Genomic DNA, 14,634 nt, shown 5'->3' with positions numbered 1-14,634 from the left:
GGTCGCCTGTCCACCTGAACGGGACATGACTCCGCTCACACCCGCGCACCGGCCCGCACGCGCGATGATGTCTCCCGTGCCCGACGACGCCGCCCTCGACCCGCTCGACGCCGCGATCCTGCGGGTCCTCGCCACCGACGCGCGGGCGACGTTCGCCCAGGTAGGAGCACGTGTCTCGCTGTCCGCACCCGCGGTGAAGCGGCGCGTCGACCGGTTGCGCGAGCGCGGCGTGATCCGCGGGTTCACGGTGCGGCTCGACCCCGCCGCGATGGGCTGGCACACCGAGGCGTTCGTCGAGCTCTTCTGCCAGGGGTCGACGAGCCCGGCGACCATGCGCGACGCCGTCGAGCAGTACCCCGAGGTCGTGGCGGCGAGCACCGTGACGGGCGACGTGGACCTCATGGTGCAGGTGCGCGCGCGGGACATGCGCCACCTCGAACGCGTCGTCGAGCGGCTCGCGGCCGAGCCGTTCGTGTCCCGCACCCGCTCGACGGTGGTGCTGTCGGCGCTGGTCAGACGGCCGGACGTGCCGGGCGGACCGATCCCGGACTGAGCAGGCGGCCCGCTCGCCGACCTCGCCCGGTCGCGGCGGACCGCGTCAGGAGCTCGCGGCGTCCTGGGTCGCGGGCTCGTCCTGGGCGCACCGGTGCGTCACGACGACGACCGGGCAGTCCGAGTGGTGCAGCACCGCCTGGCTCGTCGACCCGAGCAGCAGGCCCGCGAACCCGCCGCGCCCCCGTGAGCCGACGACGATGAGGTCGGTCGCGACGGAGAACTCCGTGAGGAGCTCGGCGCCGCTGCCGTCGAGCGCGTGCCGCTTCACCACCACGTCGGGGTGCCCGACCAGCGCACGGTCGACGACGACGTTGAGCCCCTCGGCCATGTCGCGGAGCACCTGCTCGTGGTCCACCGCGTCCGGCAGCCACGCCAGCACGCCCGTCATCGACCCGATCGGCACGCCCGCGACGGCCGTCACCTCGGCGCCCCACACCTCGGCCTCGGCGATCGCGTACCGCAGCGCCTGCTCGGCGCGGGGCGACCCGTCGACGCCGACGACGATGCGGCGGACCGGCCGGATCGGGGGCAGCGCCGCGTCGTCCGGCAGCGCGTGGCCGTGCTCCCGCAGCGGCACGACGACCGTCGGGCAGTACGCGTGCGCCGGCAGCGCCGACGACACGGTGCCGAGCAGCCGGTCGGCGAAGCCGCCACGCCCCCGGGTGCCGACCACGGCCATCCGCACGTCGCGCGACAGCTCCACGAGCACGCCCGCCGCGTCACCCGTCATGACCTTGGCCGTCACGGGGACGCCGCTGTCGGAGATCCGTGCGGTCGCCTCGGCGAGGACCGCCTTGGCGCCCTCCTGGATCGCGGAGTCGTCGAGCGCGGCGTACCCGCCGTCGAGCGATGCGGCCGTGAACGACGGGAGGGCGTAGCTGCAGACCAGCAGGAGGCCCCAGCCGTGCGCCTGCGCGGCGGCGGTCGCCCAGTCCAGCGCGTGCAGGCTCGCGGCCGACCCGTCGAGCCCGACGAGCACCACGTCGTCTCGCGCCATGTGGGGCCCTCCGTGCTCGTCGATGCGCACCTCGTGTCCACCGGCCCAGGCTGCCGCCGGGACCAGTGTGGCCCCACGGGACCTGTCAGCGCACCCGTCCGGACGCGCACCAGACCATATCTTGGCACACCCTTGGTGCGACTCCCGTCGGCGGATCACCTCGACGCCGCGGGCCGACCGGCAAGCCACGGGCCCCGCGACCGGACCGCCGACGACGCCCTCGACAACCCCTCAGGCGGGCACGTACGCCGACCACAGCGGCTCGGTCCGCGCACCGCCCGCCGCGAACGACACCGACCACCGGGGAGCCTTCGGCGTGAACGCGAGCGACCAGCCGATCTCGTGCAGCAGCCGGTCGGCCTTGCGGTGGTTGCACCGCACGCACGCCGCGACGACGTTGCTCCACTCGTGCCGGCCACCGCGCGACCGCGGGTGCACGTGGTCGACCGTGTCGGCGCCACCCCCGCAGTACGCGCACCGGTGGCTGTCGCGCTGCAGCACCGTCCGCCGCGTCGGTGGCACGGGGTGGCGCACCGGCACGTGCACGTACCGCGTCAGGCACAGCACCACCGGCAGCGGGACGGACATGTGCTCGGAGTGCAGCACCCGGCCGTCGGTCTCCAGCACGGTGGCCTTCTCGGTCAGCACCAGGGACACGGCCCGGCGCAGGCTCACGATGCACAGCGGTTCCATGCTGGCGTTGAGGAGCAGCGTCCTGGCGCCCGACGCGATCAGCGGCCCGGAAGCCCGCGCGGCGGCGGGCGTGGATGTCGTGGTCTCGGTCAGCACGGCGTACTCCCGACCTCATGGGTCGGACCGGCTGGCTGCCGGTCCGGCGGAGCGTGCAACAGCGTGGTGCGCCCTCAGCGTACGCGCCGATCTGGGCAGCACCCAGGAAGTTCGCTGCGCTCGACCCGACCTCACCCGGTGAGGCACGCGTCCGTGGGCCCGTGCGGCAGACGACGAGGCCCCGACGACGGCGACGTCGTCGGGGCCTCGAGGCAGGCCGGCCGGCTGCAGGGGGCGCCGGGCGGCGGAAGGTCAGCCGATGCGGATGAAGACCGGCGCGCTCTGCCAGATGCTGCGGAACTGGACCGTCTTGCCCGGGCGCGGCGAGTCGATCTGCTCGTTGCCACCGGCGTAGATCGAGATGTGGCCGGGGCTCCAGATGAGGTCGCCAGGCTGGGCGTCCTCGCGGGAGATGACCGTGCCCGCGGCCTTGATGCCGGAGGACGTGCGCGGCAGCGAGATGCCGAGCTGCGCGTACACGTAGGAGACGAAGCCCGAGCAGTCGAAGCCGATCTCTGGGCTCGTGCCGCCCGAGACGTACGGCGTGCCGACGTAGCGCGCCGCGATCTCGAGCACCGCGTTGCCGGAGACCGACTGCGGGATCGGGTTGTTCGCCACGGCGGGGGCGGCCGTCGCGGTGCGGGCCGTGCTGCGCGAGGCGGCGGTGGTCGCGGCACGCGTCTGCTTCACCGGGGCCGGCTTGACGGCCGTCACGGCCGGGGCGTCGAACGTCCACGCGGCCTCGGCCGGGGCCGTCACGACGGGCGACGTGTTCAGCGCGGCGCGGGCTGAGGCCGTCAGCGCGGCGGTGTCCACGGCGTTGAGGGAACCGGCGGCGTCGTCGGAGTGCGAGGTGGCGCCTGCGGGCGCGCTCAGCATCGTCACGACGAGACCCGACGAAGCGGCGACGACGGCCGTACGGCGGCCGACGGTCCCCATCTGCTCCGAAGCGGCCGAGGCGAGCTCGGTCAGGGGCGTCGACGGTCGACGCGCTGCGCGATGGCGGGCGCGAGTGGTGCTCACGGTCACGTGGTGCCTCTCCTGTCGCCTGCGAGGTGAGCTGTCGGGTTCGGGTGGGAGAACACCCGGCCGCGGTGACGGTGCTGCTGTCACTGCGACTTCACCCCAAGGACACCGAGGTTACGGTGCCCGAACTTGGGTCCCCCGCCCCTGCCGGCGGTCCGTGCGGAACCTCGAAACGGCGGCAGGGTTAGGCGTTCCGCTCGAGGACTTCCGCGGAGGAGGGTTCCGGGAAGCAGGTCGAACGTACAGGACCCCTCCGGCGATTGTCACGTTCCGATCACGACGTCGATGCGGGAAGCTGGACGGACGTCCTGACCGGACACGGCTGACCTGCGCTCATGCACGTCAGCGGTGTGGGAGCGCGCACATCCGGGCACGATCGGACACGTCGCGGGTGGTCCGTCTGTCCGCCATCCGGGCGTCACGAGGGCCTCCCACGGACGTCACCGGACGCACGACTCGCGTGACGTCGCTCACACCGCCCGGCTGCCGGCGAGGACCGTGGCCCGACGCACCCCGGCCCCCGACGCACCGCGGCCCCGCTCCCGACAGGGAGCAGGGCCGCGCGGCGGGGGGCCGGGAGCCGTCAGGGCGTCCCGACGAAGATGTGCCGCGCGACGTCCTCGGGCAGGTCCAGGACGGTCTCCGAGCCGGGCGCGCCGACCGTGACGACACCGGTGCCGCGCTCGATCGCGATCTCGCTCCCGGGACGCACCCCGGCCTCGGCCATGCGGGCCAGCAGCTCGACGTCGACCTGCAGCGGCTCGGCGATCCGCGCGACGACCGCGCGCGCACCGTCGCCCGTCCCGTCACCGTCGTACGACGTGAGCGGCGTGACGCCGTCGAGGAAGCCCACGCGCGTGACGTCCTCGCCGATCTCCGCCAGCCCGGGGATGGGGTTGCCGTACGGGTCGAAGTGCGGGTGGTCGAGCAGCGAGGCGAGCCGCTTCTCGACGCGCTCGCTCATCACGTGCTCCCAGCGGCACGCCTCCTCGTGCACGTACGGCCACTCCAGGCCGATGACGTCCGTGAGGAGGCGCTCCGCGAGCCGGTGCTTGCGCATCACGCGCACCGCCTTGGCGTAGCCGGCGTCCGTGAGCTCGAGATGCCGGTCCCCCGTCACCACGACGAGCCCGTCGCGCTCCATGCGCGCCACCGTCTGCGACACCGTGGGACCCGAGTGGCCGAGCCGCTCGGCGATCCGCGCACGCAGCGGCGTGCGTCCCTCCTCGGTGAGCTCGTAGATCGTCTTGAGGTACATCTCCGTCGTGTCGATCAGGTCGCTCACCGCACTGCCTCCCGCGTCTGGACTGCACGGCTCGTTCATCGCGAGCCCTGCGCTGTGCACAGGCTAGTTGGTCGGACCGACGCCCCGGGGGCGCGGACCGCCTATTCTCGGGCCGTGCCCGATGCTCACGACGCCCCGCCCGCGATCACCCTCCCCGCGCACCTGCTCCCGCGCGACGGTCGGTTCGGCTCCGGTCCGTCCAAGGTGCGCTCCGAGCAGCTGGACTCGCTCGCCGGCCCGGGGGCGGCCCTGATGGGCACGTCGCACCGCCAGGCTCCGGTCCGCGCGCTGGTCGGGCGGGTGCGGGCCGGCCTCGCGGCACTCTTCGACGCGCCCGACGGCTACGAGGTCGTGCTCGGGAACGGCGGGTCCACCGCGTTCTGGGACGTCGCCACCCTCTGCCTCGTCGAGCAGCGCAGCGCGCACGCCGCGTTCGGCGAGTTCGGCGCCAAGTTCGCCGCCGCGGCGGCACGCGCGCCGTTCCTCGGCGAGCCGGTCGTCACGACCGCGCCGCCCGGGCAGGTCACCGTGCCGGAGCACGTCGACGGCGTCGACGTGTACGCGTGGGCGCACAACGAGACGTCGACCGGCGTCGTCGCGCCCGTGCGCCGGGTCCCCGGCTCCCGCGACCAGGGCGCCCTCGTCGTGGTCGACGGCACGTCGGCGGCCGGCGGCCTCGCGGTCGACGTCGCACAGACCGACGCCTACTACTTCGCGCCGCAGAAGTCGTTCGCCTCCGACGGGGGCCTGTGGCTCACGTTCCTGTCGCCCGCGGCCGTCGAGCGTGCCGCCCGCCTCGAGCAGTCGGGCCGCTGGGTGCCCGAGTCCCTGTCGCTGACCGCCGCCGTCACGAACTCGCGGCTGGACCAGACCCTGAACACCCCGGCGATCGCGACCCTGTGGCTGCTCGCCGAGCAGATCGACTGGATCCTCGCGCAGGGCGGCCTCGCCTGGGCCGCCGAGCGCACCGCGACGTCCGCCGGCCACCTGTACGGGTGGGCGGAGGCCCGCGACTGGGCCACGCCGTTCGTCACCGACCCCGAGGCACGCTCGTCCGTGGTCGGCACCGTGGACCTGGCGCCCGAGATCGAGGCGGCCACGGTCGCCAAGGTGCTGCGGGCCCACGGGATCGTGGACGTCGAGCCGTACCGCAAGCTCGGCCGCAACCAGCTGCGCATCGCGATGTACCCCGCGGTCGACCCGGAGGACGTGCTCGCGCTCACCGCGTGCATCGACCACGTGGTCGACCAGCTCGTCTGACCCGCACCTGGTCCGCCCACGACGACGCCCGCCCCGTGGGTCACGGGGCGGGCGTCGTCGTCGCCAGGGCCGTGGTCGCCGACGGCCCCGCGAGGGGCCACCGGCAGTCACGGGTCAGGCGGAGTGCGCGTGCCGGCGCCGGGCGACGAACAGGACCACGAGCCCACCGACGACCACGAGCGAGACGGCTCCGACGAGGAGCGGTGCGGAGTTGCTCCCGGTCGCGGACAGGACCTCGGCGCCGGTCGCGGAGAGGACCTCGCTGCCCGGAGGGTTCGTCGCGCAGTTGGGGCTCGACGGCGGGTACGCCACGGACATCGTCGCCGACGGGTTGACCTGGAAGTTCACCTGGACCGACGGGCGGACCCAGTCGAACTCGTCACCCTCGACCCACGAACCGTCGGGCAGCTGGCGCCAGCCCGGCCAGTCCGCGCCCTTGCCGTCCGGACCGACCACGGCGCCCGGCCACAGCACGGTGCCGCTCAGCGGGAGCCCGGACTGCACGACGTTCGCGCCGCCGGGGTTCACCCACGTGATCGTGACGGTGGTGTTCGGCGTGCCGATGGCCTCGGCGACGTAGCGGAGCTTCGGCACGTCGTTGTCGCAGATGGGCGACAGGAGCGTGATGTGCAGCTCGCACGGCAACGGGACGCCGTAGTCGTCGGTGGCGCCGAGGCAGCCGAACTCGCCGCCCGTGGGCGTGGTCGCGGACGGGGAGGCGGACGGCGTCGGCTGGTCGGCCGCGAGCGCGACCCCGGGTGCACCGAGCGCCACGCCGGCTGCCAGTGCAGCGATGACGCACGCCCTCAGGATCTTGCTCATGACGAAACCCCCTGGGGAGGACTGATCTGACCGAATTGCCCTCATCGTCCCTTGTCGGAGCAGCCGCAGACAGGGGCAGAACGGGTGATTTCGGACGATCCGGCGCGGTCGGGGGGTGAACGTTCCTCAGGGGCGAGGGCAGGACGCGGACACGAGGCCGGGCGACGCGACCGTGGGGGTCGTCCACACGTCGACGCGCCCGCCGCGCACGGGGACGTCGAACCGGAACGTCTGGTGCGCCCCCGGCGCCAGGACCGACCGGACCACGTGCACGGCACGCCCGTCCGTCTCGGCCGTGGCGCCCGCGACGTACCCGTCGTCGAGCCGGACCGCGCCGAGCTCGGCCCCGACCGGCGCGTAGACCGACACCGTCGAGCCGGCCCACCCCGGTGTGACGTCGCGCGAGTGGCCGAGCACGTAGGGCGGCGCCGACATGATCTCGGCGGGCGGGTCGTAGGACAGGTCGAGGCGGACCGTCGCGGTCGGGGCGTCGCCCGAGCACCGCAGGTCCTCGACGGTCACCGTGCTGCGCAGGTAGTAGTCGACCTTGCCCATCGTGGCGTCGTTGAGGAACACGCCCGTCGCGTCGCCGACGTCGCCGCTGAGGAACGCCGCACCGAGGGTGGTCGCCGCCAGGCGCGCCTGCTCGTCGGGGTGCGCGGACCAGATCCGGATGCGGCCGTCCTGGCCCTGCTCCGCGGCGGCCTTCGCGAGGCGCAGCGGGTCGGCGTCCGTCGTCGTGAGGCGTCCGAAGATCGTCGCGGCGACCGACGTGAAGAAGCGGTCGCCGTCGAGCGCGTCGGGGAAGCGCAGGTAGGAGTCGCGCAGCACGGTCGGGATCATCGTGTCGGCCGTGATCCTCGTGCCCGCTCCCCCGTCCGGCACGGTCACCGGACCGAGGACCTTCAGCAGGGCCGCCACCGCGACGGGGTCCGTCGCGACGACCCCGTCGACGTCGTCGCCGACGCTCTGCTTCCACCGGGCGGCCAGCAGCTCGGCCGACCGCGGGAAGTCGGGCGTCTGCACCGCGTTCTGCACGTTCCGGCCGAGCCCCGGCCCGGCGATCGTCAGCTCGGCGTCGGTGAGCGGCAGCACCGGCTCGGGCAGCGCGCGCAGGTCGTTCGTGGAGCGCTGCGTGACGATCGACAGCAGCCCGTCGTCCGCGTGCACGAGCACGAGGCTGCCGACGATGCCGCCCGCGCTGCGCAGCTCGGCCGAGTTGAGCGCGACCACGAGGTACGTGCGCGGACCGTCGGCGCCGAGCATCGGCGGCACGAGCGCGGCCGCCTGGGCGCCGCCGCCGAGCACGCCCGCCAGCTGCGCGAGCGCGTCCTGCGCGGTGCGCACCGGGTCGGCGAGGGGCCCGACGAGTGCGTCGGCGTCGATGCCGTCCACCTGCGCCTGCGCGGACCGGGCGACCGTCGCGGCGTCCGCGAGCGCCGGTGCGGCCGCGGCGAGCGGGGCCAGGGCGATGCGTCCGTCGGCGTCGCGGATCCCGCCCTCGCGACCGACGAGATCGGTGAGGTCCGCGGCGGCGGGCAGCGCGTCGTGCGTGACGTCGTCGAGCGCGGCCGACAACGTGGTGACGGCGGCGAGCTGCGGGCCCAGGCGCGGCAGGTGCGCGGCGGCGCGCCAGACCGGGTCCGAGGAGGCGGCACGGGCGCGCGCGGTCGCGTCCTGCGCGGTGCCGAGGTCGGCGTCCAGCCGGGTGGCGTCGCCGTCGTCGAGGCCGTGCTGCACGTCCGCCACGACCGCCTTGGCGTCGAGCAGCGCCGCCGCGGCCTGGTAGCCGCGGAAGGCCAGCCACCCGGCGACCAGCAGGACGCCGAGCAGCACGAGCGCGACCACGAGGACCGTCCGGCGCACCCACCGCCGACGGGGCGGGTCCGTGTCCACGGGCCCGCCGTCGTCCCCGGGGACAGGGAGGCTCTCGTCCGGCTCGGGTCGACCCTCCTCGACCACCGCCGGGCTCACCCCCTCGCCCTGAGCACTCACGGGGCGATCGTGACATGTCGGGCAGAAGGGTCGATACGGCGCGCATCGATGTTCACCCGGACTGCCGTGCAGGTTCAGCCGGACGGCCGCGGTGCGATGCCGACGGCCCGTCAGGCCGCGGTCTGCGCGTCCGCGGCCTCGAGCGCACCGCGCTGCTCGGGCACCCGTCCGACGCCGGCCTCGTCCCGGTACACCTCGAGGTGGGGACGGGCGAGCACGTGGTACCGGACCCGCACCTGCCAGTGCCGTCGGGCCCACAGCGCGGCACCGCTCGCGACGAGCAGCGCGGAGATCGAGCCGACCCCGATCGACCAGCGGGCGCCGAACGTCTCGCCGATCCAGCCGACGATGGGCGAGCCGATGGGCGTCGCGCCGAGGAACACCATCATGTAGAGCGACATCACCCGCCCGCGGACGGCCGGGTCGGTGCTCATCTGGATGGTCGCGTTGGCGGCCGTCATCATCGTGAGCGACGCGAGCCCCACGGGGATGCAGGCGACCGCGAAGGACGCGTACGTCGGCATCAGGGCCATGACGCCGGTCGCGATCCCGAACCCGAATGCGGCGCCGATGACGAGCCGGACCCGGGGCCGCTCGCGCCGGGCGGCGAGCAGCGCGCCGGTGAGCGACCCGATCGCGAGGATCGAGCCGAGGATCCCGTACTCCCCCGCGCCCTTGCCGAACTCGGTGCGCGCCATCATCGCGCTCGTGAGCTGGAAGTTGAGGCCGAACGTCGACACCACCCCGACGACGACCATGATCACGACGATGTCGCTGCGCCCGCGCACGTAGCGGATGCCCTCGCGGAGCTGGCCCTTGGCACGCGTCGTGGTCGGCATCGCGTGCAGCTCGGACGTCCGCATCCGGGTGAGCGACAGGATGGTCGCCGCGAACGAGACGGCGTTGATGACGAACACCCACCCCGTGCCGACGGCGGCGATGAGCAGGCCCGCCACGCCGGGGCCGATGAGCCGGGCCGCGTTGAACGAGGCGCTGTTGAGGCCGACGGCGTTGGCGAGCTTGGCGCCGGGGACCAGCTCGGCGACGAACGTCTGCCGCACGGGACCGTCGATCGCGGCGACGCAGCCGAGCAGCGCCGCGAACACGTACACGTGCCACAGCTGCGCGTGCCCGGACAGGACGAGCGCGCCGAGGCCGGCGGCGAGCACACCCATGCCGCCCTGCGTCGCGACGAGCAGCTTGCGGCGGTCGACCCGGTCGGCGAGCAGCCCGGCCCACGGGGACAGCACCAGGACCGGCGCGAACTGCAAGGCCGTGGTGATGCCGACGGCGACCCCGGAGTTGTCGGTGAGCTGGGTGAGCACGAGCCAGTCCTGGGCGACGCGCTGCATCCAGGTGCCGACGTTGGCCACCAGGGCACCGGCGAACCAGAGCCGGTAGTTGCGGAACCTCAGGCTGTCGAACGTGCTCACGACTGGGCGATCCTCCGGAGCAGCTCGATGGCGTCGGTGAGGAGCCGACGTTCGTCGGGGCTCATCTCCTGCAGGCGCTGGGTCAGCCAGGCGTCACGGCGCCGGCGGGTCTCGGCGACCTCGGCGACACCCAGGTCGCTGAGCGTCACGACGACCTGCCGGCCGTCCGTGGGGTGCTCGGTCTTGCCGACGAGACCGAGCTCGACGAGGCCGTTGACGGTGCGCGTCATGCTGGGCGGCTGGATGCGCTCGAGCTCGGCGAGCTGGCCCGGCGTGAGCGGACCCTTCTTGGTGAGCCAGAGCAGCACGTTGTACTGCGGGTCGGTGAGGCCCGCGTCGCCACGCTGCTGCCGGATGCGGCGCGCGGCCTGGCCGAGGGCCACGCGGAGCTCCCCGGCGAGGGCGTTGGTCGGCGGCATCTGCTTAGCGTAACTCATTACCTTGCGTAATGACACTCGTGAGCGGCGCCGCTGGACACGCCGAGAGCCGTCGCTAGCGCTGGCTCGTCGCGGACGCCCTCACGCGCCGACGAGCGGCGACCCGAGCCAGGAGCTCCCGGTCGCCCGCGGTCGCTCCGAGCCACACGTAGAGCGCCAGGTAGGCGACGACCCAGCCGAGCGACCGGGCGGCGATCTCCACGATCCCGTCCGCGGGCCACACGCGCGCCAGGACCACCCCGACGACCACGGCGGGGACGCCCGTGCCGAACGAGCGCGCGGCGTTCTCCCGGAAGAACGCCCCCCACCCGAGCTGGAGCCGCCGGAGCGCGATGCCGGTGTACACGGGCTCCAGCACGACGACGGGCGCGGCGATCGCGACCGCCGTCCCGATCACCCCGAGCGGTGGCGTCAGGACGATCCCCAGCGCGATGCTCGAGAGCGCCCACGCCACGTGCAGCCGCGCGTACGACCGGACGCTGCCCTGGCCCGCGAGGATCGGCAACGCGACGAGGTGGTTGTTGTTGGCCAGCAGCGAGATCACCAGGATGGTCGCGACGGTCGCCGAGTCCTCCCACCCGGCGCCGAGCCACCACGCCAAGAAGGCCTGTCCGAACGCGATGACCGGCCCCGCGATGCACAGGGCGAGCACGTTCGCGCGGCGCGACGCGGACAGGTACAGCCGCCTCAGCGCGACGTCGTCCCCCCGCACGAACGCCGTGGTCGCGTGCGGCAGGACCGCGGTGCCGAGCGCGTTGGTGACGTCCTTGCACAGCCGGTAGATCCGGAAGCCCGCGGCGAAGACCGACACCGCGGCGATCGGCAGCAGCGTCGAGACCAGCACCGTCCCCGTCTGCATGATGATCGTGCCTGACAGACCGACGACCAGCAGGTCGACCGTCAGCCGCGACATGACCCGCAGCTGGGCGATGCTGGACTCGCGCAGCCGGCTGCGGGACTCGGGCAGTGCATGGCGCCGGAGCAGCCACAGCGTCAGGGTCGTCGCGAGCATGATCACCGTGTCCGACGCTGCGACCACGAGGATGTCCTGGGAGACCTGGACGACCATGAGCGTGACGCCGAGCCGCACCAGGATCGTCGTGACCGCGGTGCCGTTCGCCAGGTCGAGCCGGCCGCCCCCGGTCAGCACGAACCGGTTGAGCGTCGCCCCGCTCGCGGCCACCACCTGCACCGCCGCGAGCACCGCGAGGCCGCGCGCCGTGTCCTCGAGGCCGGGCGGGATGTCGACCAGCGGGCGCAGCACGACATAGGCCAGCCCGACGATCCCCGCACCGACGAGCCCGAGCGCACAGAAGAACGCGGAGCTGGTCGCGACGACGGAACGCAGGGCGGCCACGTCCTTGCGCGCGAGCGCCTCCGCGACGTACCGCGAGGTCGCGCCGGCCATGCCGAGGTCCTGGGTCGCCAGGACGAGCATCGTCGACGCCAGGATGTAGAGGCCGTAGGCGTCGGTCCCGACGGCCGCCACGACCACGGGGAACAGCAGGAACTGGCTGAGCGCCGTGACGAGCTGCGACGCGTAGGTCGTCGCGATGTTGCGGCCGAGCGACGGGCGCGCCGCGGTCGCGGACCTCACGCGCGCTCCCGGGCGAGCCGCACGAGGTCGGCCCCCTCGGACCGCACCCGAGCGGCGGCATCCTGCGCACGCTCGTGGGCGAGGCGCCCCCGTGCCTCGCGGTCGGTCCAGGCGGCCTCGACCATGCCACGGAGCCGGTCGCCGGCGAGGTCGTCGATCGCGAGCCACCAGTCGTCGAGACCGAGCTCCTCGAGGATGCCCGCGGTCTTCGGCTGGTACGCGATCGCCACCACGGGGGTGCCGGCCGCCATGGCCAGGATGTTCGCGTGCATCCGGGTACCCACCAGGAGGTCGAACCTCGCGTACAGCAGGCTCAGGTCCGACGGCGAGACGCCCGGGTCGACGAGCAGGTGCGGGACGCCTGCCCGCGCGAGCTCACCGGCGAGCGTGCCGCTCACCGGCGCGTCCATCGACGTCTGCGGCACGACGACGACCGCGACGCCCTCCCGCGCATGGAGGTCCGCGAGCGCGTCGACCACCGCGCCGAGGTACGACCGCATGTCGCCCGCCGGGTCCGCCGAGCCGGGGAAGGAGTGCTCGCGGACGGAGACGCCGACCAGCCCGGCGTGGTCGGCACCGAGCTTCTCGACGCGCTCCAGCTCGGCGGCGCCGAGCGCGGAGGGGGCGCCGGGGCGGAACGTGAAGGCGAGGTCGGGCATCGCCCGGATGTGGGACGGGTCGACGCCCAGCTCGCGCAGGACGGCGACGCTGCGCGCCTCCCGGACGAGCACGAGGCGGGGAAGCCGGAAGAACCGGCGGGCCGCGCCGGCGTTGAGACCCGCGAACGGGCCGACCGAGCAGGGCCCGAGGACGAGCGGGCACCCGAGCGCGTCGACGAGCACGAGCGTTGGGACGTGGAACAGCCACGTGTCGTCCGCCTCACGCGGCGCCATCAGGTAGCCGCCCGGGACCGTCACGGTGAGGTGCGCCGACGCGATCGTGTCCGCGAGGCGCCCGACCTTGGCGGGGGCGACCGCCTTGGCCAGCGCCGGCCACCGCAGGTAGAGGGCCGCCCACGCGCGCACGACCGACTCGACGCCACGGGTGGACAGCACCCGGAACGCGGTGAGGGCGCGCCGGAGGGTCGGGGTCGTGCGCGCCACCCGCGCGCTGCCGCGCGCCACCACGGAGGTCGGGTCGACGAGCATCGGGAGGAACGGGACCCCGAAGTGCTCGGCGTCGGACGCGGGCGTGTACGACGTCAGCGCGACGCCCGACGCGCCCGCCGCCGACCGCAGCCACTCGATGTGCGACTGGACGAGGACGGCGTCCCCCTTGTTGCCCCACGTGTACGCACCCGGCGCGAACACGCGCAGGCCGCCCCTCTCGGTGTGCGTCATGCGGCGGACACCCCTGTCAACGTGACCAGGTGCTCCTCGAGAGCCGTCACCGCCCGGTCCCATGTGTAGGCCCCGATCGCGTCGTGCCCCCGGGCGGCGAGCGCCTCGCGGGCGTCGACGTCGACCACGAGGTCGATCAGCGCGGCCGCCATCGCGGCGCTGTCACCCCGCGGGACGACCCTGGCCGTCCGGTCGGGCACGGCGTAGTCGAGCACGCCGGGGTTGTCGGCCGCGACGACCGCGGCACCGCAGGCCATCGCCTCGGCGGGCGGCAGCGGCCAGCCCTCCGCGAGGCTCGGGTGCAGGTAGACGGCGAGCTCGTTGAAGTAGTCGACGAGGGCGTCCCCGTCGAGGTGCTCGCGGTACTCGACCCACGGGGGCAGGCCGTCCGGTCGCGGCCACCGGCCGTAGAGGCAGGGGGCGAGCCCGGGCACCCGCTCGCGCGCCTCGTGCAGCGCCCGGATCCCCACGTCGGTCGCCTTCCACGTCGCCGGGTGCACGAGCATCCCGACCCGCTCCGGGTCGCGCGCGGTGATCGGGACGCGGACGCGGAACCTGTCGAGATCGATCCCGTTCGGCACGTACGCCGTCCCGCCGCCCGGGTCCAGCTCGTCGGCGAGGTCCCGGAGCCACCGGGCGATCACGATCTTGGACAGCGGCAGCCGCCAGGTGGCGTCGACGCGGTCGGCCGGTCCGTTCCACGTCTCGTGGTGCTGGATCAGGTACGCACCCGCGCCGGCGCGACGCGGGCGGTCCGCCACGTGCGGGGCGGTGTGCCAGGCGGTCGCGATGGTCACGTCCGCGGCCGGCAGGACCCGAGGGTCGTCGCCGTGCGGGACGAGCACCCGGACGGTCCGCGGCAGGTCGAACCACGCGATCCCCGTGCCGTGCCGCACGCGGTCCCAGCGCTGACCCAGCCCGCCACGCCCGGCGAACCGGCGCCAACCGCGGATCTGGAGGCCAGGGGACGGCATCACGAGCGTCACCTCGTGGCCACGCTCCGCGAGCCGGGCGGCGTACTCCAGGACCACGCGGTACCCGCCCGAGACGGTCCTGCGGTACGCGGGCAGCACCAGCGTGATGGCCATCGTCATCGCG

13 protein-coding genes and 1 riboswitch are annotated in these 14,634 nt (G+C 74.2%); of the genes, 2 read left to right on the top strand and 11 right to left on the bottom strand.

Annotation, left to right across the window (positions count from 1 at the left end; translation table 11 throughout):
* Positions 1–76 precede the first annotated feature (76 nt).
* Positions 77–553: an Lrp/AsnC family transcriptional regulator gene (locus J7523_RS00960; RefSeq protein ID WP_291881264.1), complete on the top strand. Its 477-nt coding sequence runs from the start codon at positions 77–79 to the stop codon at positions 551–553.
* A gap of 45 nt (positions 554–598) precedes the next feature.
* Here J7523_RS00960 and J7523_RS00955 read toward each other — a convergent pair whose 3' ends face one another.
* The 4 genes from J7523_RS00955 to J7523_RS00940 all read right to left on the bottom strand — a co-directional run bounded on the left by J7523_RS00955 (position 599) and on the right by J7523_RS00940 (position 4,652).
* Positions 599–1,552 carry a universal stress protein gene (locus J7523_RS00955; RefSeq protein ID WP_291881263.1) on the bottom strand — a complete coding sequence of 318 codons (954 nt, stop codon included), beginning with the start codon at positions 1,550–1,552 and terminating at the stop codon, positions 599–601.
* A 231-nt stretch (positions 1,553–1,783) separates the two neighbouring features.
* Positions 1,784–2,245 carry an HNH endonuclease gene (locus tag J7523_RS00950; protein WP_363266346.1) on the bottom strand — a complete coding sequence of 154 codons (462 nt, stop codon included), beginning with the start codon at positions 2,243–2,245 and terminating at the stop codon, positions 1,784–1,786.
* Between the two features lie 348 nt (positions 2,246–2,593).
* On the bottom strand, positions 2,594–3,370 hold the full coding sequence (locus tag J7523_RS00945) for a C40 family peptidase (protein WP_291881260.1): 777 nt from the start codon (positions 3,368–3,370) through the stop codon (positions 2,594–2,596).
* Positions 3,371–3,372: 2 nt separating this feature from the next.
* A riboswitch (cyclic di-AMP (ydaO/yuaA leader) is annotated at positions 3,373–3,568 on the bottom strand.
* A 382-nt stretch (positions 3,569–3,950) separates the two neighbouring features.
* A complete protein-coding gene (locus J7523_RS00940; protein ID WP_291881259.1) occupies positions 3,951–4,652 on the bottom strand; it encodes a metal-dependent transcriptional regulator in 702 nt (233 codons plus the stop codon).
* A 114-nt stretch (positions 4,653–4,766) separates the two neighbouring features.
* Here J7523_RS00940 and serC point away from each other — a divergent pair, with 114 nt between their 5' ends.
* Positions 4,767–5,912 carry a phosphoserine transaminase gene (gene serC, locus J7523_RS00935; protein ID WP_291881258.1) on the top strand — a complete coding sequence of 382 codons (1,146 nt, stop codon included), beginning with the start codon at positions 4,767–4,769 and terminating at the stop codon, positions 5,910–5,912.
* 114 nt (positions 5,913–6,026) lie between these two features.
* Here serC and J7523_RS00930 read toward each other — a convergent pair whose 3' ends face one another.
* The 7 genes from J7523_RS00930 to J7523_RS00900 all read right to left on the bottom strand — a co-directional run bounded on the left by J7523_RS00930 (position 6,027) and on the right by J7523_RS00900 (position 14,630).
* Entirely contained in the window at positions 6,027–6,734 is a 708-nt protein-coding gene (locus J7523_RS00930) for a peptidase (protein WP_291881256.1), read from the bottom strand.
* 126 nt (positions 6,735–6,860) lie between these two features.
* Positions 6,861–8,729, bottom strand: a complete 1,869-nt coding sequence (locus J7523_RS00925; protein ID WP_291881255.1) for a DUF4012 domain-containing protein — start codon at positions 8,727–8,729, stop codon at positions 6,861–6,863.
* 110 nt (positions 8,730–8,839) lie between these two features.
* Entirely contained in the window at positions 8,840–10,162 is a 1,323-nt protein-coding gene (locus tag J7523_RS00920) for an MFS transporter (RefSeq protein WP_291881253.1), read from the bottom strand.
* Positions 10,159–10,581, bottom strand: coding sequence for a MarR family transcriptional regulator (locus tag J7523_RS00915; protein ID WP_291881251.1), 423 nt, complete (start codon positions 10,579–10,581; stop codon positions 10,159–10,161). Before J7523_RS00915 ends, J7523_RS00920 begins: the two co-directional genes overlap by 4 nt.
* 73 nt (positions 10,582–10,654) lie before the next feature.
* Positions 10,655–12,196, bottom strand: a complete 1,542-nt coding sequence (locus tag J7523_RS00910; RefSeq protein ID WP_291881249.1) for an oligosaccharide flippase family protein — start codon at positions 12,194–12,196, stop codon at positions 10,655–10,657.
* Entirely contained in the window at positions 12,193–13,536 is a 1,344-nt protein-coding gene (locus J7523_RS00905; RefSeq protein WP_291881247.1) for a polysaccharide pyruvyl transferase family protein, read from the bottom strand. Before J7523_RS00905 ends, J7523_RS00910 begins: the two co-directional genes overlap by 4 nt.
* Positions 13,533–14,630, bottom strand: a complete 1,098-nt coding sequence (locus J7523_RS00900) for a glycosyltransferase family 4 protein (protein ID WP_291881245.1) — start codon at positions 14,628–14,630, stop codon at positions 13,533–13,535. Before J7523_RS00900 ends, J7523_RS00905 begins: the two co-directional genes overlap by 4 nt.
* Positions 14,631–14,634: the final 4 nt, after the last annotated feature.

Source organism: Cellulomonas sp. (assembly GCF_017744555.1).
GTDB lineage: Bacteria > Actinomycetota > Actinomycetes > Actinomycetales > Cellulomonadaceae > Cellulomonas.
Note: the sequence above shows the minus strand (reverse complement) of the source record. Positions and strands in the feature narration are given on the sequence as shown.